The sequence below is a fragment of the Nonomuraea sp. LP-02 genome, assembly GCF_036289125.1.
GTDB classification, from domain to species: Bacteria; Actinomycetota; Actinomycetes; order Streptosporangiales; family Streptosporangiaceae; genus Nonomuraea; species Nonomuraea bangladeshensis.
Genome location: NZ_JAXCLK010000001.1, coordinates 2,699,697 through 2,724,603, shown reverse-complemented (window position 1 = coordinate 2,724,603; position 24,907 = coordinate 2,699,697). Strand labels below are relative to the sequence as shown.

Here is a 24,907-nt window from a genome sequence, read left to right as displayed (position 1 = left end):
GCCCGCCCGACTCCCGCTGTGGAGCGAACCTCGCCCGTAGCTCTCAGGTACTACGGGTCAACCGGGCCGCCGGGCCGGTCGAGTCCCGCGGCCAGCTCGGCCATCACCTCGTCCAGGCTCTTCCGCAGGCTCGCCCGGGACGCGGCGGCGTCGTCCAGCCACTCGTCGAGGACGAGGCGCATCGCCGTCAGCGCCGTGGCCGCGCACAGCGCCGGGTAGAGGGTGCCGGCCGCGGCCGGCACCCGCTCGGCGATGGCCGCCGCGAGTGCCCGCTCCTGCGCGGCGAACACCGCCAGCCGCTGCGGCTCCAGCGAGGGGGCTCGTACGATCAGCCGCAGCGCCTGGACCTGCTCCTCTCCGGCGAGGTCGCCGGCCCGCAGCACGCGCAGCGCCGCCTCCCGCAGGGCCGTCAGCACCGACTCGGCGGGCGGCCGGGCGCGGAACTCGGCGATCAGCGCCTCCGCCCCGGCGGCCAGCGTGGCGACCAGCGCCTCCTCCCTGCTGGAGAAGTAGTTGAAGAAGGTCCGCACCGCGATGTCGGCCTCGGCGGCGAGCTGCTCGACGGTGACGCGCTCCACGCCGTGGCGCGCGGCCAGCCGCAGCGCCGCCTCCCGGAGTGCGGCGCGGGTGGCCAGCTTCTTGCGCTCGCGCCGTCCGGTCCCCGCCGGCGGGCCGGCTTCGCTCATGTCACGGGCTCCAGGTCACCGGCAGGGAGTGCACCCCGAAGATCAGCATCTCGTTGCGCAGCGGCACTTGGTCGGCGGGCACGGCGAGGCGCAGGCCCGGCAGCCGGGCCAGCAGCTCGCCCAGGCCGACCTTGAGCTCGACGCGGGCGAGCTGCTGGCCGAGGCACTGGTGCACGCCGTGCCCGAAGGCCAGGTGGGAGACCCGGCGGCGGCGTACGTCGAGCCGGTCGGGGTCGTCCCAGAGGCGCGGGTCGCGGTTGGCCTCGGGCGTGGCGATGATCACCGTGGCGCCCGCGGGGATGTCCACGCCGGCGATCGTGGCGTCCTCGGTCGCCACCCGGCTGACGCCCATCTGGATGATCGACAGGAACCGCAGCAGCTCCTCGACCGCGTTGTCCAGCAGGCCGGGGTCGTCGCGCAGTGCGGCGAGCTGCCCGGGGTTCTCCAGCAGCGCGAACGTGCCGAGGGCCAGCATGTTGGCGGTCGTCTCGTGGCCGGCGCCGAGCAGCACCAGGGCCATGTCGACGAGCTGGGCGTCGGTCAGCGGCGGGTCGGCGTCGTGGATGAGCCCGGACAGCATGTCGTCGCCCGGCTCGCTCTTCTTGGCGTCGACCAGCTTCTGGATGAACCCGTACAGCTCCAGCCCGGCGCGGGCCCGCTCGTCGTCGGGGGTGTCGGAGTTGAGGGCGATGGCGGTGTTGCTCTGGAACCGGTCGCGGTCGGCGTAGTCGACGCCGAGCATCTCGCAGATCACCAGGGAGGGGATCGGCAGCGCGTACGCGGGCACGAGGTCGGCCTCGGTGCCGGCGGCCCGCATGGCCTCCAGGTGCTCGACGGCGATCTCGCGGATGCGCGACTCCAGGGCCCGCATCCGCCGCACGGTGAACTGGCCGGTCAGCAGCCGCCGCAGCCGGGTGTGCTCCGGCGGGTCCATGAAGACGAACATGCCGTCGGTGCGGCTCTCGACCGGGGGCGCGGCGGGCCCGGGACTCGTGGCGTCGGGGTGGCGGACCCGGTCGGAGCTGAAGCGGGTGTCGCCGAGCACGGCCCGCGCCTCCTCCAGGCCGGTGACCAGCCAGACCGGCGCGCCGTTGGCCAGCGTCAGCGGCTGGACGGCCGTCTTCCCGCGCAGCTCCCGCAGCCCGGCCGGCGGGTCGAACGGGCAGGCGCCCCGCTCCACCATGTCCGCGGGCAGCAGGCGCCGCATCGCGGTGGGGGACTCGGTCGTCATGAGCACATCCTCTCCTGGGCGGCAAGGTCTCGCCCGCCACCCTAGCGACAAACGTGCACGACGTGCATCCATGCACGTCGTGCACGTTCAGAGAGTCAGGCCAGCGTGAGACGTACCGGCCCGCCCGCCGGGTCGGCCCCCGCCACCAGGGAGAACGGGACGCGGAAGACCCGCCCCGGCGCGGCCGGCCACGGCAGGCGGGTACGGCCGAGCACCCGCCCGTCCTGCGTCGCGGTGACGCGGGGGAGCGTGCGGAAGGCGTCCGACCACAGCAGCAGCTTGCCGCGCGAGGGCGGCGGGCCGCCGGGCCGGACGAGCTGCGGCGCGACCCACCGCAGCGGCGCGTCGGCGACCAGCGGCACCCCGCCGCCCGGCGCGGGCTCGCCGGCCAGGTGGCCGAGCACGGCCGCGGCGACGTGCCGGCCGTCGAGCGCGGCGACGTCGGCGGTGTCCACCGGGTGCAGCAGGTTCCCGGCCGCGAACACCCCCGGCACGCTCGTGGCCAGCGACGTGTCCACGCGCGGCCCCCGCGTGCCCTCGTCCAGGTCGAGTCCGGCGGCGCGGGCCAGCTCGTGGTCCGGGATCCAGTCGCCGGTGGTGATCACCGTGTCGCAGGGGACGCGGTGGCGCTGCCCGGTGTCCAGGTTCTCGATGTCGACCGAGGTCACCCGGCCCTTGCCGTGGATGGCGACCACGCGGGTGCGGGCCCGCACCAGCACGCCGAAGGCCAGCCGGCCCGGCACGCGGAACGCGGTGTAGGCCTCCGGCTTGTCGTACTCGCTGGTCATGAGCACCGTACGGCAGCCCGCCTCGTGCAGGGTCAGCACCGCCGACCAGCTCACCAGCTCCGCGCCGACGATCACGGCCCGCCGCCCGACCTCACGGTGGTGCAGGTGCACCAGGTTCTGCAGCTGGCCGGTGGTGTAGACGCCGTCCGGGCGGTCACCGGCGATGAACCGGGCCGGCCGGGGCCGCTCCCGTGCCCCGGTCGCGAGGACCACCGCGTCCGCCTCGACCAGCCGCCGGCCGCGCGGCGAGGTCACCTCCAGGGTGCGCGGCCCGGCCCAGCCGGTCACCATCGCCTCGGTCTCCAGCCGTGCCCCGGACTCGCGGGCCGAGCGGGTCAGCCGGCGCGCGTACTCCGGGCCGGACATGAACCTGCGCAGGTCCCGCATGCCGTAACCGGGATGGTCGCTGTGCCGGGGGATGCCGCCGGTCTCCGCCTCCCGCTCCAGCACCAGGACGTCGCCGGCCACGGACGGGGCGAGGGCGGCCGCCGCGGTCAGCCCGGCCGGGCCGCCGCCGATCACGGCCACCCGCACGCGCTCGGTCATTGCGTCTCCCCCTCGAAGATCTCGCGTACCCGGGCGCCGCAGTAGAACCCCTGGCAGCGCCCGTTCATGGCCCTCGTACGACGCCGCAGCCCCTCCAGGTCGGCGGGCGGCACCGGCGAGGCGAGGGCGTCACGCAGCTCGCCTCGGGTGACCCGCTCGCAGAAGCACACCACCCGGCCGTACTCGGGGTCGGCCGCGATCGCGGCGGCGTCCTGGTACGGGCGGGTGAACGCCTCGCCCAGGTTGGGCATGCGCGGCGGCGCGGGCAGCCCGGCCCGCTCGGCGAGGTCCAGATGCTCGCCCAGCAGCCCCGCGACGTGCTCGGCGATCGCCATCCCGGCGGTCAGCCCGGTGGAGCGGATCCCGCCGACCAGGAGGTAGCGCTGCCCGGCGTCGAGGTCGATCAGGTAGTCGTCCTGGCCGATCGAGGCCCGCAGGCCCGCGTACGTGGCCGTGACCTCCTCCTTCGTCAGCGCCGGCATGAGCGCGGCCGCCTTCTCCCGCAGGAACGCGAGGCCCGGCTCCGAGGTGCCGGTGGCGGTGCGGTCGGTCAGGTCCTCGGCGGTCGGGCCGACCATGACGTTGCCGTAGATCGTTGGGCTGACCAGCACGCCCTTGCCCGCCGACGACGGGACGGGCAGCACGATGCAGGGCGCGAGCGGCCGGGCGAGCTTGTCGAAGACCAGCAGCTCGCCGCGGCGCGGCGTCACGGTGAAACGGTCGTGGCCGAAGAGCGCGTCGAGCCGGTCGGCGCCGAGCCCGGCGGCGTTGACCACCCACCGGGCGGTGACCTCGCCCGCGGTGGTGGTCAGCCGGGTGACGTCCGTGTCCTGGTGGACCGTGGTGACGCGGTGGCCGCGCAGCAGCCGTACGCCGCGGTTGACGGCGTCGGTGGCGAGGGCCAGGTTCGTGGTCCAGGTGCAGATGACGGACTCGCCCGGCACGGTCAGGCCGCCGAGCGCGCCCGGCCCGAGCGCGGGGACCCGGCGGTAGACCTCGGCCGCGTCCACGATCTCGCAGGCGGTGTAGCCGTTGCGCGCGGCCTTGTCACGCAGCCCCGGCAGGGCGTCGAGCTGTTCCTGGCTCCAGGCGACCAGCAGCGCGCCGGTGCGCTCGACCGGGATGCCGGTGGCGGCGGCGTACTCGCCGAGCAGGTCGTAGCCGCGGGCGACCAGACGCGACTCCAGGGTGCCGGGCTTGGCGTCGAAGCCGGTGTGCAGGATCGCGGTGTTGGCCTTGCTGGTGCCGTCGCCCACGTCCCCGCGTGCCTCCAGCAGCGCCACCGACAGGTCGGCGCCGCCCAGCAGGCGGGCGATGGCCGAGCCGACGATGCCGCCGCCGATCACGGCGACGTCGTACGTGATCATCACTGCTCCTCTGAGTTCGCGGACAGGGTGGCGCGGGCGGCGGCCTGCCATCGCTCCAGGTAGCCGGCCGCCCGCTCGGCGGGCCAGGCGGGCTCGTAGACGGCCGACGGCCGCCAGCCGCCCGTGGCGGTGGCCGGGTCCAGGGCGGGATCCAGGGCCATCGCGGCGCAGGCGGCGGCGCCGAGCGGGGTCGCGTGCGGCGACGGGTAGACCTCGACGGGGATCTGCGCGAGGTCGGCCTGCGCCTGCATGAGGACGCGGGAGCGGGTCAGGCCGCCGTCGGCGCGCAGCCGGGTCAGCGGCGCGCCGAGGTCCGACCCGGCCAGCTCGGCCAGCGCGGCGACCTGCGCGGCGACGCCCTCCAGCAGGGCCCGTACGAGGTGGCCGCGGCCGGTGCTGAGCGTCATGCCGGTGAAGGAGGCGGTGGCGGCCGCGTCCCACCAGGGCGCGGCCAGCCCGGCGAGCGCGGGCACGCACAGCACCCCGTCGCCGGACGGCGCCGCGACGGCGTCGAGCTCGCCCGCGCCGCTGATGAGCCCGAGGTCGGCGAGCCAGCGCACGGCCGAGGCCGCGGTGTAGACCTGGCCGTCCACGCAGTAGCGGGTCTCGCCGCGCAGCCGCCAGGCGATCGAGGTGGCCAGCCCGGACGCCGAGCGCGCGGGCGTGGTGCCGAGCTGGGCGAGCAGGAACGCGCCGGTGCCGTACGTGCACTTGGCGGTGCCCGCCTCCAGGCACGCCTCGGCCAGCAGCGCCGCCTGCTGGTCCACGATCAGCCCGGTCACCGGCAGCTCGGGGCCGAACGCGCGGGTCGTGCCCACCACGGCGTCGCTGGCGACGATCTCCGGCAGCCGCTCGCCGCCGAGCCCGAACAGCTCGACCAGCTCGTCGTTCCAGCGGGCGTCGTCCAGGCCGAGCAGCAGCGAGCGGGAGGCGGTGGAGGCGTCCGTGACGAACGCCCCGCACAGCCGGTGCACCAGCCACGTGTCCGTGGTCGTCACGACGCCCTCGGTGGTGAGCTCGTCGCGGACCCAGCGCATCTTCGGCGCGGAGAAGTACGGGTCGAGCACGAGGCCGGTCAGCTCGGCGACCCGCCCGGCGTGCGCGGCCCGCGCCGCGCACAGCGGCTCGGCCCGCCGGTCCTGCCAGACGATGGCGGGGGTGAGCGGCTCGCCGGTGCGCGGGTCCCAGGCGAGCACGGTCTCGCCCTGGTTGGCCAGGGCGACCGCGTCCAGCGGCACCCCGGCCTCGGCCGCGGCCCGCCGCCCGGCGGTCAGGACGGAGTCGAGCAGGGCCACGGGGTCCTGCTCGACGCCGCCGCCGTCGAGGTAGCGGGGCCGCAGGCCCTCCTCGGCGATCGCCAGGACCGTTCCAGTCGCGTCCACGACGATGGCCTTGGTCCCGGACGTGCCCTGGTCGATGGCGAGGATGTGCATCGTCAGCTCTGCTCCTTCTGCGCGAACGCGGCGTCGATCGAGTGCATGTCGGGCATGTCCAGCGCCCGGCGGCCCCGGGTGGCCAGCAGCGTCACCAGGTAGGCGGCGCCGATCACGACCATCACCAGGACGTAGAGCCAGGCGTCGCGGAAGGAGGCGTCGCGGAAGAGCGACAGCTCGAACACCAGCCACACCACGGACACGGCCAGCACGGGCTTCTCCCACGTGCCGAGGTCGAACTTGCCGCCCTCGGGCAGCGCCCGCCGCTTGGCGAGGTAGAGCGCGACGGTCGCGGCGTAGATGACGGCCGGCAGCAGCGTGGCCGCGCCGAACAGGGTGAACAGCGCGTCCTCGGAGAAGGCCGAGAACAGGCCCAGGATCACCTCGGCGAGCACCACGTAGAACACCGTCGCACGCAGCGGGGTGCCGAAGCGCGGCGAGACCTGCTTCCACTGCCGCCAGCCGGGGAAGCGCTCGTCCCGGGACATCGCCCAGGTCAGGCGGGTGCCGGTCATCATGATGACCAGGCCGCAGGCGAAGATCGCCAGCACGACGAGCAGCAGCAGGAGCGTGGCCACGACCGGGCCGAGGGTGTTCTTGATGACGTCGGCGATCGGCGTGCCCGACGCGGCCAGCGCCACCGGGTCACCGGCCGCGAGCGTCACCGCGATCAGGAACAGGAAGCCCAGCACGCCCGAGGCGAGGACCGCCTGCCACATGGCCCGGGGGACCACCCGTTCGGGGTCGTTGGTCTCCTCGGCGAGGTTGGCCGCCGACTCGAAGCCGACGATGGTGAACGCGCCCAGCAGGAAGCCCAGCATCCACGGACCCGCCGAGGTCGCGCCGCCGAAGCTCCAGTAGCCCTCGGTCGGGACGGCGCCGTGGCTCCACAGGTTGCTGAAGTCCATGTCGTTGCGGATCGCGGCCACCACGAGCAGCAGCACGGTGAGCAGCACCATGCCGACGAGCTCGGCCGAGACGGCCGCGTTGTTGACCTTCTCCGCCCGCCGGGTGGAGCTGCCGATGAGCGCGGCCTGCCCGAGCAGGATCGCCGCGGTGACCGCCCAGGTGACGAAGCCGTTCGCCGTGTAGTCCAGCAGGACGGGCAGCACCGTCGAGGCCACCGTGTAGTCCACGGCCACGACCACGACCGCGAGGAACATGAACGAGATCCAGCCGATGATCCAGCCGAGCACGGGGTTGGCCAGGCGGGAGGTCCACTGGTAGGCGTAGCCGGTCACCGGGATGCGGGAGGCCAGCGAGCCGATCACGAGGGCCACCGCGAGCTGGCCGATCACCGCGATCGGCCAGGTCCAGATGCCGAGCGGGCCCGAGGAGTTCAGGACCGACCCGTAGGTGGTGAAGATGCCGGTCGCGATCGAGACGAACGCGAAGGCCACGGCGAAGGACGCGAACTTACCGGTCCGCCGTTCGAAAGACTGCTCGTAGCCGAAGCGGGCCAGCTCGTCGCTGTCGGTTTTTGGTTCACTCATCGCAACCTCCTCCTTGGTATATACCATGTGGTGTAGACCGCAAGGTACCGTCCAGGCGGGCTAAGGTGTCAACCATGGGGACGAGAGTTCACAAGACCGCAACATCTCCGCGTTACGTGACGATCGCCGCGGAGCTCCGTGACCGGATCACCGGTGAGAAGCTCGGCCCGCACACCCTCATGCCGTCGGAGCGGGAGCTCAGCGAGACCTACGGCGTCAGCAGGATGACCGCCAGGCAGGCCCTCGCGCTCCTGGAGAAGGAAGGGTACGTCTACCGCAGACCACCGCGCGGCACGTTCGTCGCCGAGCCCCGCGTGCCCTTCCACATCGGCAGCTTCTCCGACGAGATCATCCTGGCCGGGCGGCGGCCGTCCGCCCAGCTCATCTGGGCCGAGGAACGCCCGCCCACCCCGTCTGCGCGGGCGGCGCTCGACCTGGCCGGCGAGGAGACCGTGCACGCCCTGCACCGGCTGCGCTTCGCCGACGACGAGCCGATCGCCCTGGAGACCACCTACTTCCCCAGCGCCCTCACGCCGGGCCTGCTGGGGCAGCCGCTCACCGGCTCGCTCTGGCACGTCCTGCGCAGCGAGTACGGGATCGTCCCCACGGACGCCTCCGCCGTCATCGAGTCGATCGTCATCGACGACGCCTCCTGCGCCCGGCTCAAGGTGCGCAGCGCCTCCAACGGCGTCCTGCTGACCCGCCGCACCTACACCGCCGAGGGCCGCTGCATCGAGTTCGCCCGCGACGTCTACCGCGCCGACCGGGCCTCGTTCAGGGTCGAGGCGCGCATCCCCGTGCCCGTGAGCGACTGAGCCTCAGTCGCTGTCCGCCCGCGTGGGGAGCGGCTTGCCGAACGGGACGGCGCGCAGCACGCGCAGGCGCGCGGTGGCGGCCGGATGGCCCTGCCCGGCGGCGAGCCGGTAGTAGAACCGGGCGATGTCGAGCTTGGCCGGGCCCGCCTGCTCGCACGCCTCCCCGTAGGCGAAGGACAGGCCGGCCGCGAGCTCGACCGGCCGCGCATGGGTGGCGAGGGCGCGGGCGTCCGGATGGCCGCGCCGGGCCGCCGCGTGGATCCAGTAACGCGCCTCCGCGAGCTTGCCGGTCAGCAGGTCGATGATGGCCAGGCGGCACGCCGCGTCGGGGTCGCCGTCGCCCGCCAGGCGGACCAGGCGCGCGACGGTCCTGGTGGTGCGCCGCTCCGCCTCGTCGGGGGTCGTGGTGTAGGGGTCGTACGAGCCGGAGACGCGCGGGCTGCCCGGCTCGTTGCGGGCGGAGCGCCAGCGGGCCTGCCACTGCTCCAGGGTGCCGAGAGAGCCGGGCGGCAGGCCGGTGCTCTCGGCGTGGCGCCGGCAGACCGCGACGAAGGAGGCGACCACGTCCCAGTCCGGCAGGCGCTCCCGTTTGCCGTTGAGTATGTCGTGGAGCGTGCTCGCGGGGAGCGGCTTGGGCGTTTTCAGCAGGCGGGACAATCGGCACATATGGGCATAACTCGGCTGCCCGGCCGCTTCCCGCAACTCTATGAGCGCGGCGATGAAGGCGGAATGGGATCCCGCCCGGAAGGTGTCAGTCATCGTCCCTGGTGAAGTCGGAGTCGGTGAGTGCCGCCATAGTTCCAGAAAAATCCTCGTAACCCGCGAAGATTGACGAATTCCGTCTCGTTCGGCACCGGAGTCACGCCGGTCAACCGCCGCCTCAAAGGTCTCAGAAGCGGTTCCGAACTTCGCTCTGTTATTCCGTCCGGATGATTCCGGATAAATCCGGATGAGTGCCAAGAATTACGGATATCCGGTGGCTTTGTAGCCCATTTCCGGGCTCGTACGGCCCCGTCCGGGCACGTTTGGACCGGTGGCCGGTCGCTTTCCCGCACCGGCAGGGTGGGACGCGATCCACCGCCGCCCGCCGGGAGGCCCCTGCCCGTGTCGACGCCCATGCCCCTGCCCGTGTCGCTGCCCGTGTCGCTGCCCGTGCCGCTGCTCACGGCGCGTCCGCCGAGCATCGCGTACCGTGCCGACGCTCCCTGCCTCGCGGACGAGTGCCTGCTGGTCACGCTGCTGACGACCTGGGTGCTGGCGACGGGCCGTACCCCTCCCGCCGGCCGCCCCGGGGACCTCACCCCCGAGGAGCTCATCGACTTCTGGGCCGACGACCGCCCCTGACCGCTTCAGAGAGAAGGACCCATGTTCACCACGCGCCAGTTGCTCACGCTCACCGTGACCGTCGTGATCGCCGCGATCACCTGCGCGCTCGTCCTGGCCACCGGCGCGCAGTGGCCGGGCGCCCTGCTCGGCGCGGGCGGGGCGGGCGGCGCGACCCTGGCGGCCCTGCCGAAGCTGCTGAGCAGGCGCGATCCCTAAGCGGGGCCGTCAGCGGGGCCGTCGCCGCCGGGCGTCAGGACGTGATCGACCGCGCTCAGCGCCAGCGTCTTGTAACCGACCGAGTCGAACAGCACGGTGATCCGGTCGGGCTCGCGGCCCATCACCGCCCCCTGGCCCCACGTCTTGTGCGTCACCTTCGCCCCCACCGGGAAGGGCCCCTCGTCCGCGGGCGGCGCCGGCTCCGGAGCCCCGCCGTCCCGGCAGGTGTCGCACGAGCCGCACGCCCCGGCCGCGTACGGCTCCCCGAAGTACGCCAGCAGGAAGCGGCGGCGGCACCCCAGGGTCTCCGCGTAACCGCGCATCATGTCCACCCGCGACCGGTCCAGGTGGTGCCGGGCCTCGTCGAGCGCCGCCGCCCGCTCGGCGGCCTCCTCGGGCGGCAGCTCCGGATCGGCGTACCGGAGGTCGCCGGCGTCGGTCACGGCGAGCGCCTCCGCCCGCTCCAGCAGGTTGACCAGCCGGGTGAGCTGGGACGCGCTCAGCTCCAGCAGCCCGGCCAGCTCCCGCGCGGGCACCGCTCCCGCGTGCTCGCGTACGAGGGTCGCGACCCGCAGCAGCGTCTCCTCGTCGGCCCGGCCGCCGGTGAAGAAGCGGCGCAGGCCGAGGTCCTCCGGCCGGTAGAACAGCACCGCCGAGGCGGGCGCGCCGTCCCGCCCCGCGCGGCCGATCTCCTGGTAGTAGGCGTCAGGGGACTCGGGCGGCGCGGCGTGCAGCACGTACCGGACGTCCGGCCGGTCGATGCCCATCCCGAACGCCGACGTCGCGACCACCACGTCCAGGTCCCCGGCGGTGAACAGCTCCTGGACGCGGGTCCGCTCCGCGGCCTTCATCCCGCCGTGGTACGCCTCCGCCCGCCGCCCCCGCTCGGCCAGCGCGGCGGCGTACCGCTCGGTGTCCTTGCGGGTGGCGACGTAGACCAGGCCGAGGCCGTCCTGCCCGGCGGCGTGCTCGACCAGCGCCTTGCTCTTGTCCTCCTCGCGGACGAACCGGCGGACCTCCAGCGCGATGTTCGGCCGGTCGAAGCCCCGGACGATCTCCACCGGGTCGGTCAGGCCGAGCGCGCGGACGATCTCCTCGCGGACGTTCGGCGCGGCGGTGGCCGTCATCGCCACCACCGGCGGGTGCCCCAGCCGGGCGATGACCCTGCCGAGCCGCTGGTAGTCGGGCCGGAAGTCGTGGCCCCAGGCCGCGACGCAGTGCGCCTCGTCGATCGCGATCAGCGACGGCCTGGCCCGCGCCAGCCGCTCCACCACCTCGGCCTTGGCGAGCTGCTCCGGCGACAGGAACACGAACTCCGCCGCGCCCGCCGTCACCTGCTCCAGCCCGCTGTCCACGGAGGTGGTCGAGTTGACCGCCACCGCGCCGCCCGCGTCCGCCTTCAGCAGGCCCGCCACCTGGTCGCGCTGGAGCGCGATGAGCGGCGAGACGACGACCGTCGGCCCGTCGAGAAGCTGCGCCGGGATCTGGTAGACGGCCGACTTGCCGGCCCCCGTCGGCATGACGAGCAGCACGTCCCGCCCGGCGAGCAGGTGCTCCATCGCCTCCTGCTGGCCCGGCCGCAGCCGCTCCCACCCGAACCGCCGCCGCGCCGCGGCCCGCAGCCGCCGGCCGCGCCGCCCGAACCGATGCCTCAACGCCACCGTCAGGCTCACTGCCACCCGCCCTTCGCCCGGTCCCGCCGCCATGGTGGCGGGGCCAGTACCCAGCCTGGCCCCGCCCATGCCCCTCGGGGGTCGATCAGAAAGGCGGGAACGAGCTACGGGCCCGCCGGGTCAGCACTGCGGCGCCACGGCGTCGATCTTGGCGCCGAAGTCGTTGTCGTAGACGGTGCGGTAGTCGCCGTTACGGACGACGCGGGTCTCTTTCCTGGTGGGGACCGTGATCCAGTTGATGAAGCAGCCGTCCGCCCCCGCGCGAAAGGAGCCGACGTTGTCGTGCAGGGCGGACGGCACGTCCACGTAGCCGTTGCCCGGGTTCCAGCACCAGCTCGCGCCGCTGAAGTTGCGGCCGGTGTACAGGCAGATGTCGCCCGCGCGGGCCGCGGCGGCCGGGGCGGCCAGAACCGCCAGCGTGGCGAGTGTGGCGGCGGAGGCGGCGGCGATGCGGGTGACGTGGTTCGACCTCATGGTGTCTCCTCGTGTCGGGCGCCCGGACGGCGGTCGCCGCCCGGCTCCGTCACATCCTGTAACAGTGTCGTCACTCTTCGAATCCGCCCGTGTGGTACATGAGGGGGCACTTCAGGTGCCGGAGAAGTGGCCGGAGGGTCATGGCACAAGCCGCCGCCCTCGGCTATGGAGCGAGGGCTTGGCGCGGCCCGGCGCCCTCGGCTACGCTCCGCTCGATCGACCGGCCCCGTACGCCGGGACACCCCCATGCCGACCTGCGAGGCGCACGATGAGCGACCGTCCCGGCCGCGTCCACGTCGTCTGCGCCGAGGTGCCGCCCGACATCGTCGGCGGGCTCGGCCGCTACGCCGAGCGGCTGATCGCGGCGCTGCGCGGGCGCGGCACGCCGGTCGTCGTCCACGGCGCCGCCGGGCGCGGGCGCGCGCCGCGCGTGGAACGCCTGGACGAGGTCCTGCTCCGCCGGGTGACGGTCATGGGCTGGGGCCCCGCCGGGAGCTCCCGGCTGCCCGCGCCGCTGCGCAAGGCGGCCAGGTTCGCCGGGATCCTCGGCTACAACCTGCGCGTCGCCGCCCGCGTCCTGCGCGCCGAGCCGCCCTGGTCGCGGCGCGGCCCGGACGGGCCCGTGGTCGCCGTGCACGACTGGATGGGCTGCCCGGCGGGCATCCTGTGCGCGCTGCTCGGCCGCCTGCCCGTGGTGTTCCACGTCCACACCCGCGAGCTGAACGACGCTCCCGGCGCCCGCCGCTCCCCGCTCGCCGCCGTCCTGGACGCCCTGGAGACCGCGACGGCCAGGCTGGCCCGCCTGGTGGTGGTGCCGAGCGCCGGCGTACGCGCCGAGCTGCTGGCCCGGGGCTGGCCCGCGGCGCGGCTGCGGGTGGTGCCGCACGGCTTCGAGGAGCCCGGCCTGCTGCGGCTCGCCGCGCTGCCCGCACGGGAGCGCGAGCGGCTGCGGGCCGAGGTGCGGGCGCGGCACCTGCCCGGCGGGAAGGGGCGGCTGATCGTGTTCGCCGGGCGGCTGTCGCCGCACAAGGGCGTCGGCACGCTCGTCCGGGCCGTGCCGCGCGTCGCCGAGACCTACGACGACGTGCGTGTCCTGCTCGTCGGCGCGTCACTGCCGCACAGCGGCGACGACGCCGTCGTGGCCCGGCTCATCGAGCGGACCGGCGTCGCCGGGCGGGTCACGGCGAGCCACCGCTTCCTGCCGCAGGAGGAGGTGTTCGGCTGCTTCCTCGCCGCCGACGTGTGCGTGTTCCCCTCGACGTACGAGCCGTTCGGGCTGGTCGCGGTCGAGGCGATGGCGCTCGGCCGTCCCGTCGTGGTCGGGCCGGGGTTCTCGCCGGACGTCGTCGGCGACGGGGCGCTCCGCTGCGTCCGCGACTCGCCGGACGACCTGGCGGGCGCCCTCCTGTCGTGCCTCGGCGACCCGGAGGCCGCCGGGCGGCTGGGGGAGCGGGGGGCGGCGCACGTACGGGCCCGGTTCAGCTGGGACCGCACGGCCGAGGCCACCCTGGCCGTCTACGCCGAGGCGGCGGGGGACGGCCGCGGCGCGTGAGCCGCTTTGCCTCCCCTCGGCGTCTCCCCGTACGGTCCGATCGATCGCGCAATCTGATCAGAAAGAGGACGACGTGCCGCACTACAGCAAGCTCTGCCGCATCGTGATCGATGTCGAGGAGCGCCACCACGCCGACGAGCTCGCCTTCTGGCAGGCCGCGACCGGGGCCACGCTGGAGGGCTTCCCCTCCTTCCCCGAGTTCCACGGCGCGATGCTGGGCAGCGGCGACTTCGGGCTGCTGCTCCAGCGCCTGGACGAGGGGCCGGCCCGGGTGCACCTCGACTTCCACACCGACGACGTCGAGGCCGAGACGGCCCGGCTGGAGCGTCTCGGCGCCAAGCGCGTCAGGCACCTGGACGGCCGCTGGTGGATCATGGAGGATCCGGCCGGCCTTCGGTTCTGCGTCGTCCCCGAGCCGCCCGGCGCCCTCCACGACGGCAACGCCCAGCGCTGGGAGGACTGACGGCCCTCCGCGTGGCCGCTGAGCCGGGCGGGCGTTTGCCCGCCCGGCTTTCCCATGCCCGCGCCCGCCTGTCGAAAAGGCCACCGATTGCAGGATTCTTGCAATCGGTTGTTGCAGAAATCTTCGCGCAGCCAGCCAGAACGCCCAGCGTCGTTTGCAGTTTTACCTGGATGTATTGACGTTTCCGCCATGTAACGTCACTGTGACTGCAACCGGTTGGCACTCCCCCCTTAAGAGCTCTGCAGCGCCATGCCTCGAACCGACCGAACGGAGCCGGACGTGCGCAACAACCATTTCTCCGGACGAAGGGCGGCCGTCGTGCTGGCCGCCGGCGTCCTCGCCGCGGGCGGCCTGGTGGCCGTGCTCGGCACCCCCGCCTCGGCCGCACCCGCCGACGGCGCGTACACCCTCGTCAACGCGGGCAGCGGCCTGTGCGCCACCGTCCCGGGCGCCGCCACGGGAGACGGCGTCCAGCTCAGCCAGACCTCCTGCACCGGCGCCGCGGGACAGGTCTTCACCCTCACCGCCAGCGGCTCGGCCTACCGGCTCACCGCCCGGCACAGCGGCAAGTGCGTCGGCGTCCGCGACGCCTCCACCAGCGCGGGCAAGCCCGTCCAGCAGGAGAGCTGCACCGGCGCCACCTCCCAGACCTGGCAGCTCACCGCCTCCGGCGCCAACTACCGCGTCGTCAACGCCAACGGCGGCAAGTGCCTCAACGTCCAGGACAACGCCACCTCCTCCGGCGCCCTGCTCCAGCAGAACTCCTGCGACTCCGTCTCCACCAAGCAGTGGACGCTGACCCCCGCGGGCGGCGGCCCGACCCCGACGTCCACCCCGACGTCCACCCCCACGTCCACTCCCACCACCACCCCGACCACCACGCCCCCGCCGGCGAGCGGCACCCTGTACGTCTCACCGAGCGGCCGCGACAGCGCCACCGGCACGCAGTCCGACCCGACGACGCTCACCTCGGCGATCGGCCGCATCGCCGCCGGCGGCACCATCTACCTGCGGGGCGGCACCTACTCCTACGCGCAGACCGTCACCATCGCCGCGGGCAACAACGGCACCTCCAGCGCCCGCAAGAAGCTGTCGGCCTACCCGGGCGAGACCCCGGTGCTGAACTTCTCGGCCCAGAGCGAGGACCCGGCCAACCGCGGGCTCGCGGTGAACGGGTCGTACTGGCACGTCTACGGCATCGTCGTCGAGCGGGCCGGCGACAACGGCATCTTCGTCGGCGGCAGCAACAACATCATCGAGCGCACCACGACGCGCTACAACCGTGACACCGGCCTGCAGCTCTCGCGGATCGCCTCCGACACCCCGCAGAGCCAGTGGCCGGCCAACAACCTCATGCTCAGCGTCCTGTCGCACGACAACGCCGACTCCGACGGCGAGGACGCCGACGGCTTCGCCGCCAAGCTGACGGTCGGCTCCGGCAACGTCTTCCGCTACGCGGTGTCCCGCAACAACATCGACGACGGCTGGGACCTCTACACCAAGACCGACACCGGCCCCATCGGCGTCGTGACCATCGAGGACTCCCTGGCCTACAACAACGGCACCCTGAGCAACGGCGGCCAGGCCGGCAACGGCGACCGCAACGGCTACAAGCTCGGCGGCGAGGACATCTCCGTCAACCACGTCATCCGCCGCAACATCGCCTACCGCAACGGCAAGCACGGCTTCACCTACAACCGCAACCTCGGCACCATGACGATCTCCGACAACGTGAGCATCGACAACACCGAGCGCAACTTCTCCTTCGACGGCGGCACCTCGGTCTTCCGCGGCAACACCTCCTGCCGCAGCGGCAGCGGGAGCAACGACAAGATCGTCGGTAACTCCGACAGCTCCAACCAGTTCTGGAGCGGCTCCAACGGCTCGCGCTGCTCGTCCTACAGCGGCACGCTGAGCTGGTCCTTCGCCTCGGACGGCCGGCTCGTCGTGACCTTCGGCGGCGTCCCGGTCACCTTCTGACGCGGCCCTTCTCCCCGCCACCCGTCCGGCAGCTCCGGGCGGGTGGCGCTCGCGTTCACGGGCCCGGCGCGCCCGCCGTCACGGCCCTCAGCTCGGCGAACGCCTCCCGCATCACCTGCCGCAGGTCAGCCTCCTCGCCGGGCTCGCCCGCCCAGCGTTCGAAGGCGATCTTGAAGACCGCGATGCCGGCCTCGGCGGCGAGGCTCGCGGCCGGCTCGCCGACCCCGCGCTCGCGCAGCGCGCCGGCGAGGGCGCTGGCGAGCGTGGCCAGCTTGATCAGCTCGCGCTCCCGCAGCTCGGCGTGCGCGAGGATGATCGCCTGACGCCTGCGGGAGCGCTCGTGGCGCTGCTGGAACAGCGGCCCGACGGCGTCGAGGGCCGCCGCGACGGCCTCCAGCGGCCCGGCCGAGGCGGGCGCGGCGGCGACGGCCGCCGTCAGGCGCTCCTCCAGCAGCGTCCCGCCGCCGAACAGCACCTCGCGCTTGTCGGCGAAGTGCCGGAAGAACGTGCGCTCGGTGAGCCCGGCGCGTCTGGCGATCTCCGCGACCGTCGTCTGCTCGTATCCGCGCTCGCCGTACAGCTCCAGCGCGGCCTCCTCAAGCCTGCCGCGTGCGTTCGGCTCCCATCGCCCCATGCCCCCGATCATAGTTGATGACAGTTACTGACATCGAGGGCTATGCTTGTGATGACAGCAACTGACATCAGTCGGCGGCGGCGTCAGCCTGCCCGCCGGCTCTCCCGGAGGTCTTTCTCATGCGTGTCTTCGTCACCGGCGCGTCCGGCTGGATCGGATCCGCCCTCGTCCCCGAGCTCATCGGCGCGAAACACCAGGTCATCGGGCTCGCCCGGTCCGACGCCGCGGCGGACGCGCTCGCCCCGGCCGGCGCCGAGGTCCGCCGGGGGGCCCTCGACGACCTCGACGTCCTGCGGGACGCCTCCGCCGCCGCCGACGGCGTGATCCACCTCGCCTTCAAGCACGACCTCGCCTTCAGCGGCGACTTCGAGGCCGCCGCAGTCGCCGACCGGCGCGCCGTCGAGGTCATGGGGGAGGCGCTGGCGGGCTCCGGCCGGCCGTTCGTCCTCGCCTCCGGCCTGATGGGGCTGCTGCCCGGCCGGCTGGCCACCGAGCGGGACGACCCGCCTGCGGACCACCTGCCCGCCGGCCCCGCCGTCCGGCGGGAGACCGCGCGGCTGACCGTCGCGCTCGCGGAGCGGGGCGTGCGGTCGAGCGTCCTGCGGCTGCCCCCGACCGTGCACGGCGAAGGGGACTACGGCTTCATGGCGTCGCTGGTCGGTGTCGCCCGCGACAAGGGCGTGGCCGGCTATGTGGGCGACGGGTCCAACCGGTGGCCGGCCGCGCACCGCCTCGACGCGGCGACGCTCTTCGTGGCGGCGCTGGAGCGGGCCCCCGCGGGGTCGGTGCTGCACGCGGCCGCCGAGGAAGGGGTGCCGTTCCGCGCGATCGCCGAGGTGCTCGGCCGCCACCTGGGGCTGCCGGTGGCCTCGATCCCGGCGGAGGAGGCGGGGGCGCACTTCGGCTGGCTGGCCGACTTCGCCGCCACGGACGGCCCGGCCTCCAGCGAGCTGACCCGCGAGCTGCTCGGCTGGCGGCCCGTACGGCAGGGGCTGCTCGCCGACCTCGACGAGGGGCACTACTTCCGGTGATTTCGCGGGTGGCGGCCTTGGCAGCCGCCGCGCCTGGCTTTAATGTTCAGTGCAATGCCACACATTACTTACATCATGCCGGGCGTCCTCGTACGCGAGCACGTGACCGCCGTGCCGCTCGACTGGTCCGACCCGTCGCGGGGCGAGATCGAGATCTTCTTCCGCGAGCTGGTGGACCCCGACCGGGCGCGCGAGGACCTGCCGTGCCTGGTCTACCTGCAGGGCGGCCCCGGGGGTAAGGGGCCGCGCCCGCTCACCGCGGACGGCTGGCTCGGCCAGGCGCTGCGCACCCACCGGGTGATCCTCATGGACCAGCGCGGCACCGGCCGCAGCACCCGCGTCGACGGCCGCCGGATGAGCGCCTTCGCCACCGCCGAGGAAGGAGCCCGTCACCTCGCCTGCTTCCGCGCCGACGCCATCGTGGCCGACCACGAGCACGTACGCCGGACGTTCTTCGGCGGCCGGCGCTGGAGCACGCTCGGCCAGTCGTACGGCGGGTTCCTCACGCTGACGTACCTGTCGAACGCGCCTGAAGGGCTGAGCGCCTGCTACGTCACCGGCGGCCTGCCCGGCCTGGACCCGTCCGCGGCCGAGGTCTACCGCCGCACCTACCCCCGTGTCCAGGCCAAGAACGAGGAGTTCTACCGCCGTTACCCCCAACACGTCGCAACGGCCGCCCGCGTCGCCGACCGGCTCGCCGCCGGCGACGTACGGCTGCCCGACGGCGACCCGCTGACCGTGCGGCGGCTGCAGTCGCTCGGCCTCGACTTCGGCATGAAGCCCGGCTACGAGCGCATGCACTACCTGCTCGACGAGGCGTTCAGCGGGGACGAGCTGTCGGCCACGTTCCTGCACCAGGTGCTGGCCCGCACCTCCTTCAGCGACAACCCGCTGTTCGCCGCGCTCCAGGAGAGCATCTACGGCCACGGCCCCGGCCCCACGGGGTGGGCCGCCGAGGCCGAGCGGGCCAGGCATCCGCGCTTCGCCGAGGAGGCCAGGCCGCTGCTGTTCACCGGCGAGATGATCTACCCCTGGATGTTCGAGGAGATCGCCGGGCTGCGGCCCTTCCGCGGCGCGGTCGAACTGCTCGCCGCCCGCCCCGAGTGGCCGCCGCTCTACGACCACGACCGGCTGGCCGCCAACGAGGTCCCGCTCGCGGCCGCCGTCTACTACGACGACATGTACGTCGACGCCCACCTCCAGCTCGACACCGCCGCCCGGATCGGCAACGCCCGGTGCTGGGTCACCAACGAGTACGAGCACGACGGCGTCGGCGACCCCCGGGTCCTCGGCAGGCTCAGGGAACTGGTCCGCGACATGGGAGGAGAGATCGCCGATGCGTGAGGGCAGGCCGCCGAGGCTCAGCGAGATCCCGGCGTTCACCGCGTACATGAACACCGGCTGGGACGTCCCCGACCGCACCCCGCCCGTCGTCCCCGGCGCCGCCGAGGCCGCCGCCGCGCACCGGGTGAGGCTCGCCGAGGCGCTGCCCGGCCGTACCGTCGTGCTCGCCGCCGGGCGGGCCCCCGTCCGCAGCAACGACACCACCTACGGCTTCCGCGCCGACAGCGACTTCGTCTGGACGACGGGCTGCGCGATCGAGGACGCCGTCGTCGTGCTGCGCGACGGCGAGGCCACCCTCTACGCGCCGCCTCCCGCCTACCCCGGCGACCCGCGCTTCTGGAGCGACGCCCGCCACGGCGAGCTGTGGGTCGGCGCCGCCCCCGGCCTGGACGACTGGTCGCGGGCGCTCGGCGTGCCGGTCCGGCCGCTCGCCGAGCTGGACCTGGAGGCGGGCGAGGACGCCGAGGCCCGGCGCATGCTCGCCGAGCTGCGCATGCACAAGGACGACTGGGAGGCCGAACAGCTCCGCCAGGCCGTGGACCGCACCGTCGAGGGCTTCGCCGCCGTCGTCCGCGAGATCCCCGCCGTCGTCGCCGGCCCCGGCGAGCGGTGGCTCCAGGGCACCTTCGACCGGTACGCCCGCGCCTACGGCAACGGCCCCGGCTACGCCTCCATCGTCGGCAGCGGCCCGCACGCGGCCACCCTGCACTGGGAACGCTGCGACGGCCCCGTCCTGCCGGACGAACTGCTCCTGCTCGACCTGGGCGTCGAGGTGACCAGCCACTACACCGCCGACGTCACCCGCACCTTCCCCGCCTCCGGCCGCTTCAGCCCCGCCCAGCGGCAGGTCCACGACCTGGTCGAACGGGCACACCGGGCCGGGCTCGCCGCCGTCGCGCCCGGCCGCCCCTTCACCGGCTTCCACCACGCCGCCATGGAGGTCATCGCGCACGGCCTGGCCGACTGGGGGCTGCTGCCGGTCTCCGTCGATGAGGCGCTGTCCGACGGCGGCCAGCACCACCGCCGCTACCTGGTGTGCGGCATCGGCCACCACCTCGGCCTGGACGTGCACGACTGCGCCCGCGCCCGCGAGGAGACCTACCACGGGGCCGAGCTCGCGCCCGGCATGGTGCTCACCGTGGAGCCCGGACTGTACTTCCACGCCCACGACCTCACCGTGCCGCCCGAGCTGCGCGGCATCGGCGTCCGCCTGGAGGACGACCTGCTGGTCACCCCCGGCGGCGCGCGGGTGCTGTCGGAGGCGCTGCCCCTGGACGCGGCCGGCATCGAGAAGTGGATGGCGCAGGCGTGACCGATCTCGTGGTGGTCGGCGCGGGCGTGGTCGGCGCCGCCGCCGCCTACTTCGCGTCGCTGGCCGGGCTGCGCGTGGTCGTCGCCGAGCGCGGCGCCATCGCCGGCGGCACCTCCAGCGCCGGCGAGGGCAACCTGCTCGTCTCCGACAAGGAGGCCGGGCCCGAGCTCGACCTCGCCCTGTACGCCCAGCGCGTGTGGCGCGAGGACCTGGCCGAGCACGCCGGGCTGTGGGAGTTCGAGTCCAAGGGCGGCCTGGTCGTCGCCGGGTCGGAGGCGAGCGTCGCGGCGCTGCGCGAGCTCGCCGTCCACCAGCGCCGCCACGGCGTCGAGGTGCGCGACGTCCCCGGGGACGAGCTGCGCGGGTACGAGCCGCACCTGTCGCCCGAGCTGCGCGGCGGTGCGTTCTACCCGCAGGACGCCCAGGTACAGCCGATGCTCGTGGTCGCCCACCTGCTGCGCCTGGCCTGCGGGCTCGGCGCGCGGGTGCGCACCGGGGCCGAGGTGACCGGGTTCCTGCGCGACGGCGACCGCGTGACGGGCGTGCGCACCACCGCCAGCGACCTCCCGGCGGGCGCGGTGCTCAACGCCACCGGCACCTGGGCGGGCGACGTGGCCGCGCTGGCAGGGGTGCACGTGCCGGTGCTGCCGCGGCGCGGGTTCGTGCTGGTCACGCAGCCCATGCCGGCGCGTACGATCCGGCACAAGGTGTACGCCGCGGAGTACGTCGGCGACGTCGCCAGCTCCGACGCCGCGCTCCAGACCTCGCCCGTCGTCGAGGGCACCGGCAGCGGCACGATCCTCATCGGCGCCTCGCGCGAGCGGGTCGGCTTCGACCGTACGGTGTCCACGGCGGCGATCGGCGCGCTGGCGAGCAAGGCGATCGCGCTGTTCCCCATGTTGCGCGACGTCCGCGTCATGCGGACGTACCTCGGGTTCCGCCCCTACTGTCCCGACCACCTGCCGGTCATCGGGCCTGACCCGCGGGCGCCCGGCCTCTGGCACGCCTGCGGCCACGAGGGGGCGGGCATCGGGCTGTCGGCGGGCACCGGCAAGCTGATCGCGCAGGCCCTCACCGGTGAGCGGCCCGACCTGGAACTCAAGCCGTTCGCGCCCGAACGGTTCCCAAAGCCCGAGGAGGTGCTCTCATGACGTACCACATGACCTTCCGCGGCGCGGTCGTGCCCGCCGAGCCGGGCCAGAGCGTCGGCGCGGCGCTGGTCGCGGCCGGGATCCGCGACTGGCGCAGCACCCGCAAGGGCGGCCGGCCGCGCGGCCTGTTCTGCGGCATCGGCGTCTGCTTCGACTGCCTCATCACGGTGAACGGCGTCCCCGACCGCCGCGCCTGCCTCACCCCGGCCGCCGACGGCCTCCACCTCACCGACACCCCCGTCACCGCCGAGGATCCCGCCCCCGAGGCCCCCGCTCTGGGCGGCCCTGCCCGCAAGGCCCCTGCCCCTGAGGACCGTGTCCTCGGGGGCGGCGAGGTGGGGGGTGGGCATGCGCCGTCAGCATGACGTGGCCGTGGTCGGGGCCGGGCCGGCGGGGCTGGCCGCGGCGGTGCAGGCGGCCGAGTCCGGGCTGCGCGTCGCGCTCGTCGACGCCGCCGCCCAGCCCGGCGGCCAGTACTGGCGGCACTACGACGAGCGCCACGCCCGCCCCGCCGACCGCGCGGGCCACCACGACCTGCGTACGTTCACCGCCCTGCGCGCCCGCCTGCGCGCCCTGTCCGCCGCCGGCCTGATCCGCCACCTCCCCGGCCTCCAGGTCTGGCTGATCACTCGCGCCGCCGACGGCGCCTTCACCCTCCGCACCACCCCGGCGGCCGGCGCGCCGGGCGAGACCGGCGCCACGGTCACCGCCGCCGCGCTGATCCTGTGCCCCGGCGGCTACGACCGCCAGCTCCCCGTCCCCGGCTGGGACCTGCCCGGCGTGATGACCGCGGGCGGCGCGCAGGCCCTGCTCAAGGGCCACCGTACGGCGGCCGGCCGGCGCGCCGTCGTCGCCGGCACCGGCCCGTTCCTGCTGCCGGTCGCGACCGGCCTCGCCCGCGCCGGCACCGAGGTGGCGGCCGTCGTCGAGGCCAACGCCACTCTCGGCTGGCTGCGCGACCCGGCGGGCGCGGCCTCGGCCCCCGGCAAGGGCCTGGAGGCGCTGCAGTACGCGGCGCTGATGGCCCGGCACCGCATCCCGTACCGGACCAGGACGGCCGTCACCGAGATCCTCGGCGAGGACCGGGTGGAGGCGGTCCGGGTCGCCCGCGTGGACCGCGACGGCCGCCCGTACGGGCCGGCCGAGGAGATCCGCGCCGACCTCGTCGCCCTCGGCTGGGGCTTCACCCCGTCGATCGAGCTGCCGCTCATGCTCGGCGCCGCCACCCGCAAGGACGTGGACGGCTCGCTCGTGGTGTCCGTGGACGCCCTGCAGCGCAGCAGCGTCCCCGGCCTGTACGTGGCCGGCGAGGCGACCGGCGTCGGCGGCGCGGCCCTGGCCGGGCAGGAGGGCCGCCTGAGCGCGCTCGCCCTGGCCCGCTCGCTGAGCCGCCCGGCCGACCCGGCGCTGATGGTCCGGCTGCGGACCGCGATCGTACGGGGACGCCGCTTCGCCGCCGCCATGCACCGCACCTACCCGGTGCCGCCCGCGTGGACCGGCTGGCTGCGGGACTCGACGCTGGTGTGCCGGTGCGAGGAGGTCTCGTACGGCGAGCTGCGCGCGGCCCACGCCGAGCTGGGCGCCGCCGACCCCCGTACGCTGAAGATGCTGGCCAGGCCCGGCATGGGCTGGTGCCAGGGCCGGGTGTGCGGTTTCGCCACCGCGGGCATCGCGGCGTGCCTGAGCGGCCGCGAGAGCACCGCCGACGACCTGCGGCCGATGTCCACCCGCCCGATCGCCGCCCCGGTGACGCTGGGCGAGCTCGCCGCGCTGGCCGACGAGACGGCGGAGGCGGGCGGCGCCCCCTGACGCCGGGCCGGCCGGACGTCAGGGGCCCGGAACGACGACGCCCCGGCCGGGCGCGATGCCGGCCGGGGCGACGGAAGAACGGCTGTCAGCCGCAGTGCTCGAACGGGCTGGTGTAGGAGCTGGAGCCGATCGAGCCGCCCCACCGGACGCACTTGCCGGGGGCGCTCCGCTTGACCGGCCCGGCGTAGTAGGCGAAGCTGCCCGAGTCGGTGGCCCTGCTCGCGCCCTTCGGCTCCAGGAACGCCGACACGGGCGAGGCCGCGCCGAGCTTCGTCGTCTTGAGCGTCACGACGCAGTTGGAGCCGTTGCCCGCGTTGTAGAGCAGATAGGCGCGGCCCCCGGTGAGCGCCGCCGAGTCGATGACCGCGTAGCCGCTGCCGCAGACACCCGTGGGGGTGTAGCGGTTGCCGCCGTCACCGCTGTCGCTGCTTCCGCCGCAGGAGTTGGTGCTCTTGACGGCCTTCTTCTGGCCGAGGGAGACGGTCACGCCGTTCACGGTCGGGCTGGTGTCCATCGCGCCCGAGGAGGTGCGCTGCTCGTAGTGCAGGTGCGGGGCCTTGGAGCCGCCCGTCGAGCCGACGGTGCCGATCACGGTGCCCTGGCCGACGCTCATCGAGCCGCCGGCCGCCCGCACCATGGTCGCCAGGTGGGCGTAGCGGGTGCGGGAGCCGTCGCTGTGGCGGATCTCGACCCACTTGCCGTAGCTCTTGCTGCCGGCGTTGTAGAAGGTGGCGGTGCCCGCGGCGGTGGCGCGGACGGTCTCGCCGTTGATGCCGGCGCTGCCGTGGTTCTGCCAGTCGATGGAGCCCGGCGGGTTGTGCTTGGGGGTCCAGTTGTTGGCGTAGAAGGTCTTGCCGCAGTTGAACGGGCTCTTGTGCGTCACCGCGAGCGTCGCCGCGTCCTGCTGCTGCGCCGACGCGGCGTGCTGGGGAAGCAGCGCGGCGGGGACGGCGAGCAGCAGGGCGGCGATCGTGGATCTGAAGGTCTTCGGCCAGGTCGGCGCGCCGGTGGTCGGCATGCTTACCTTTCTGAACGGGAACGAGGGGGACGCTGTCAGGCGTTCCGCCTTTCGGTGCCGGAGTGACAGCCGGTAAGGCAGAGGATCAAGAAGATATCTGTGAAGGATGTCTTCATCAACGCCCGGCCCCGTCGTCACTCGCCGGGCCCCGGCTCCTCCACGTACCGCAGCGTGACGGTCAGCTCGATCGCCGTCCCCGTCGCGGCCCGCGTCAGAACGGCCAGGTCCGCCGCCTCCAGGTCCAGCGCCTGGGCGAGCAGCCGCAGCGACGTGGCGCGCGGCCTGCTCAGCGCGCCCGCCTCCAGCCGGCGCACCGTGCGCACGTTCAGCCCCGCCCGCGCCGCCAGCTCCTCCTGGGTCACCAGGGCCCGCTCCCGCCAGGCCCGCAGCAGCGCGCCCAGCACCGGTTCCGCTCCCGTGGGAACCGGTGCGCCGCGCTCCGGCGGGGCCTCGTCCTCCGTGGCCGGTGCGGCCACGGTGATGTCCGCCAGCACCCGCATGGGCTCTCCTCCTTCCGTACGCCGGCACCGCGCCGGCCGGACCCACTCTTCGCCGGGGCCCGGCC

24 protein-coding genes are annotated in these 24,907 nt (G+C 74.3%); 12 read left to right on the top strand and 12 right to left on the bottom strand.

What is annotated here, in order from left to right; all coding sequences use genetic code 11:
• Window positions 1-50: 50 nt before the first annotated feature.
• The 6 genes from SMD20_RS12640 to SMD20_RS12615 all read right to left on the bottom strand — a co-directional run bounded on the left by SMD20_RS12640 (window position 51) and on the right by SMD20_RS12615 (window position 7,544).
• The gene (locus tag SMD20_RS12640) at window positions 51-686 is read right to left on the bottom strand and encodes a TetR/AcrR family transcriptional regulator (RefSeq protein ID WP_329579524.1); all 636 of its coding nucleotides are present in this window, start codon (window positions 684-686) and stop codon (window positions 51-53) included.
• A 1-nt stretch (window position 687) separates the two neighbouring features.
• Window positions 688-1,917, bottom strand: coding sequence for a cytochrome P450 (locus tag SMD20_RS12635; protein WP_329579522.1), 1,230 nt, complete (start codon window positions 1,915-1,917; stop codon window positions 688-690).
• A gap of 95 nt (window positions 1,918-2,012) precedes the next feature.
• The gene (locus SMD20_RS12630; RefSeq protein ID WP_329579520.1) at window positions 2,013-3,251 is read right to left on the bottom strand and encodes an NAD(P)/FAD-dependent oxidoreductase; all 1,239 of its coding nucleotides are present in this window, start codon (window positions 3,249-3,251) and stop codon (window positions 2,013-2,015) included.
• Window positions 3,248-4,618: an NAD(P)/FAD-dependent oxidoreductase gene (locus SMD20_RS12625; protein WP_329579517.1), complete on the bottom strand. Its 1,371-nt coding sequence runs from the start codon at window positions 4,616-4,618 to the stop codon at window positions 3,248-3,250. The genes SMD20_RS12630 and SMD20_RS12625 overlap by 4 nt, the downstream gene beginning before the upstream one ends.
• Window positions 4,618-6,051 (bottom strand): FGGY family carbohydrate kinase, encoded by a 1,434-nt coding sequence (locus tag SMD20_RS12620; protein ID WP_329579514.1) that lies wholly within the window; start codon window positions 6,049-6,051, stop codon window positions 4,618-4,620. Before SMD20_RS12620 ends, SMD20_RS12625 begins: the two co-directional genes overlap by 1 nt.
• 2 nt (window positions 6,052-6,053) lie before the next feature.
• Window positions 6,054-7,544 carry an amino acid permease gene (locus SMD20_RS12615; protein ID WP_329579510.1) on the bottom strand — a complete coding sequence of 497 codons (1,491 nt, stop codon included), beginning with the start codon at window positions 7,542-7,544 and terminating at the stop codon, window positions 6,054-6,056.
• Between the two features lie 74 nt (window positions 7,545-7,618).
• On the opposite strand from SMD20_RS12615, the gene SMD20_RS12610 reads away from it, so the two are divergent.
• Window positions 7,619-8,359: a GntR family transcriptional regulator gene (locus tag SMD20_RS12610; RefSeq protein WP_329579507.1), complete on the top strand. Its 741-nt coding sequence runs from the start codon at window positions 7,619-7,621 to the stop codon at window positions 8,357-8,359.
• Window positions 8,360-8,362: 3 nt separating this feature from the next.
• Here SMD20_RS12610 and SMD20_RS12605 read toward each other — a convergent pair whose 3' ends face one another.
• Window positions 8,363-9,118, bottom strand: coding sequence for a hypothetical protein (locus SMD20_RS12605; protein WP_329579504.1), 756 nt, complete (start codon window positions 9,116-9,118; stop codon window positions 8,363-8,365).
• 345 nt (window positions 9,119-9,463) lie between these two features.
• On the opposite strand from SMD20_RS12605, the gene SMD20_RS12600 reads away from it, so the two are divergent.
• Both SMD20_RS12600 and SMD20_RS12595 read left to right on the top strand, forming a co-directional pair.
• Window positions 9,464-9,703 carry a hypothetical protein gene (locus SMD20_RS12600; protein WP_329579501.1) on the top strand — a complete coding sequence of 80 codons (240 nt, stop codon included), beginning with the start codon at window positions 9,464-9,466 and terminating at the stop codon, window positions 9,701-9,703.
• A 21-nt stretch (window positions 9,704-9,724) separates the two neighbouring features.
• The gene (locus tag SMD20_RS12595; RefSeq protein ID WP_177240435.1) at window positions 9,725-9,901 is read left to right on the top strand and encodes a hypothetical protein; all 177 of its coding nucleotides are present in this window, start codon (window positions 9,725-9,727) and stop codon (window positions 9,899-9,901) included.
• On the opposite strand, the gene SMD20_RS12590 is transcribed toward SMD20_RS12595, so the two are convergent.
• Both SMD20_RS12590 and SMD20_RS12585 read right to left on the bottom strand, forming a co-directional pair.
• Window positions 9,898-11,562, bottom strand: a complete 1,665-nt coding sequence (locus tag SMD20_RS12590) for a RecQ family ATP-dependent DNA helicase (protein ID WP_329579491.1) — start codon at window positions 11,560-11,562, stop codon at window positions 9,898-9,900. The two genes, SMD20_RS12595 and SMD20_RS12590, sit on opposite strands and share 4 nt — an antisense overlap.
• Before the next feature lie 132 nt (window positions 11,563-11,694).
• Complete coding sequence (locus SMD20_RS12585; RefSeq protein ID WP_329579488.1) at window positions 11,695-12,048, bottom strand: peptidase inhibitor family I36 protein; 354 nt, start codon at window positions 12,046-12,048, stop codon at window positions 11,695-11,697.
• 268 nt (window positions 12,049-12,316) lie between these two features.
• On the opposite strand from SMD20_RS12585, the gene SMD20_RS12580 reads away from it, so the two are divergent.
• From SMD20_RS12580 to SMD20_RS12570, 3 genes are all read left to right on the top strand, one after another.
• The gene (locus SMD20_RS12580) at window positions 12,317-13,600 is read left to right on the top strand and encodes a glycosyltransferase family 4 protein (protein WP_329579485.1); all 1,284 of its coding nucleotides are present in this window, start codon (window positions 12,317-12,319) and stop codon (window positions 13,598-13,600) included.
• A 73-nt stretch (window positions 13,601-13,673) separates the two neighbouring features.
• A complete protein-coding gene (locus tag SMD20_RS12575; protein WP_329579483.1) occupies window positions 13,674-14,063 on the top strand; it encodes a VOC family protein in 390 nt (129 codons plus the stop codon).
• 279 nt (window positions 14,064-14,342) lie between these two features.
• Window positions 14,343-16,043 carry an RICIN domain-containing protein gene (locus SMD20_RS12570; protein WP_329579479.1) on the top strand — a complete coding sequence of 567 codons (1,701 nt, stop codon included), beginning with the start codon at window positions 14,343-14,345 and terminating at the stop codon, window positions 16,041-16,043.
• 55 nt (window positions 16,044-16,098) lie between these two features.
• Here the strand turns inward: SMD20_RS12570 and SMD20_RS12565 are convergent, their stop codons facing one another.
• Window positions 16,099-16,677 carry a TetR/AcrR family transcriptional regulator gene (locus SMD20_RS12565; RefSeq protein WP_329579476.1) on the bottom strand — a complete coding sequence of 193 codons (579 nt, stop codon included), beginning with the start codon at window positions 16,675-16,677 and terminating at the stop codon, window positions 16,099-16,101.
• 119 nt (window positions 16,678-16,796) lie between these two features.
• Here SMD20_RS12565 and SMD20_RS12560 point away from each other — a divergent pair, with 119 nt between their 5' ends.
• The 6 genes from SMD20_RS12560 to SMD20_RS12535 are packed head-to-tail and all read left to right on the top strand — an operon-like array spanning window position 16,797 to window position 23,324.
• Window positions 16,797-17,708 carry an SDR family oxidoreductase gene (locus SMD20_RS12560; protein WP_329579473.1) on the top strand — a complete coding sequence of 304 codons (912 nt, stop codon included), beginning with the start codon at window positions 16,797-16,799 and terminating at the stop codon, window positions 17,706-17,708.
• 54 nt (window positions 17,709-17,762) lie between these two features.
• Window positions 17,763-19,052, top strand: coding sequence for an alpha/beta fold hydrolase (locus SMD20_RS12555; RefSeq protein ID WP_329579470.1), 1,290 nt, complete (start codon window positions 17,763-17,765; stop codon window positions 19,050-19,052).
• Window positions 19,045-20,364: an aminopeptidase P family protein gene (locus SMD20_RS12550; RefSeq protein ID WP_329579467.1), complete on the top strand. Its 1,320-nt coding sequence runs from the start codon at window positions 19,045-19,047 to the stop codon at window positions 20,362-20,364. Before SMD20_RS12555 ends, SMD20_RS12550 begins: the two co-directional genes overlap by 8 nt.
• Window positions 20,361-21,515: an NAD(P)/FAD-dependent oxidoreductase gene (locus SMD20_RS12545; protein ID WP_329579464.1), complete on the top strand. Its 1,155-nt coding sequence runs from the start codon at window positions 20,361-20,363 to the stop codon at window positions 21,513-21,515. The genes SMD20_RS12550 and SMD20_RS12545 overlap by 4 nt, the downstream gene beginning before the upstream one ends.
• Window positions 21,512-21,880, top strand: coding sequence for a (2Fe-2S)-binding protein (locus tag SMD20_RS12540; RefSeq protein WP_329579462.1), 369 nt, complete (start codon window positions 21,512-21,514; stop codon window positions 21,878-21,880). The genes SMD20_RS12545 and SMD20_RS12540 overlap by 4 nt, the downstream gene beginning before the upstream one ends.
• Window positions 21,864-23,324 (top strand): FAD/NAD(P)-dependent oxidoreductase, encoded by a 1,461-nt coding sequence (locus SMD20_RS12535; protein ID WP_329579459.1) that lies wholly within the window; start codon window positions 21,864-21,866, stop codon window positions 23,322-23,324. The genes SMD20_RS12540 and SMD20_RS12535 overlap by 17 nt, the downstream gene beginning before the upstream one ends.
• 85 nt (window positions 23,325-23,409) lie before the next feature.
• On the opposite strand, the gene SMD20_RS12530 is transcribed toward SMD20_RS12535, so the two are convergent.
• Window positions 23,410-24,342 (bottom strand): M23 family metallopeptidase, encoded by a 933-nt coding sequence (locus tag SMD20_RS12530; RefSeq protein WP_329579457.1) that lies wholly within the window; start codon window positions 24,340-24,342, stop codon window positions 23,410-23,412.
• Window positions 24,343-24,476: 134 nt separating this feature from the next.
• The gene (locus SMD20_RS12525) at window positions 24,477-24,842 is read right to left on the bottom strand and encodes a helix-turn-helix domain-containing protein (protein ID WP_329579454.1); all 366 of its coding nucleotides are present in this window, start codon (window positions 24,840-24,842) and stop codon (window positions 24,477-24,479) included.
• Window positions 24,843-24,907 lie beyond the last annotated feature (65 nt).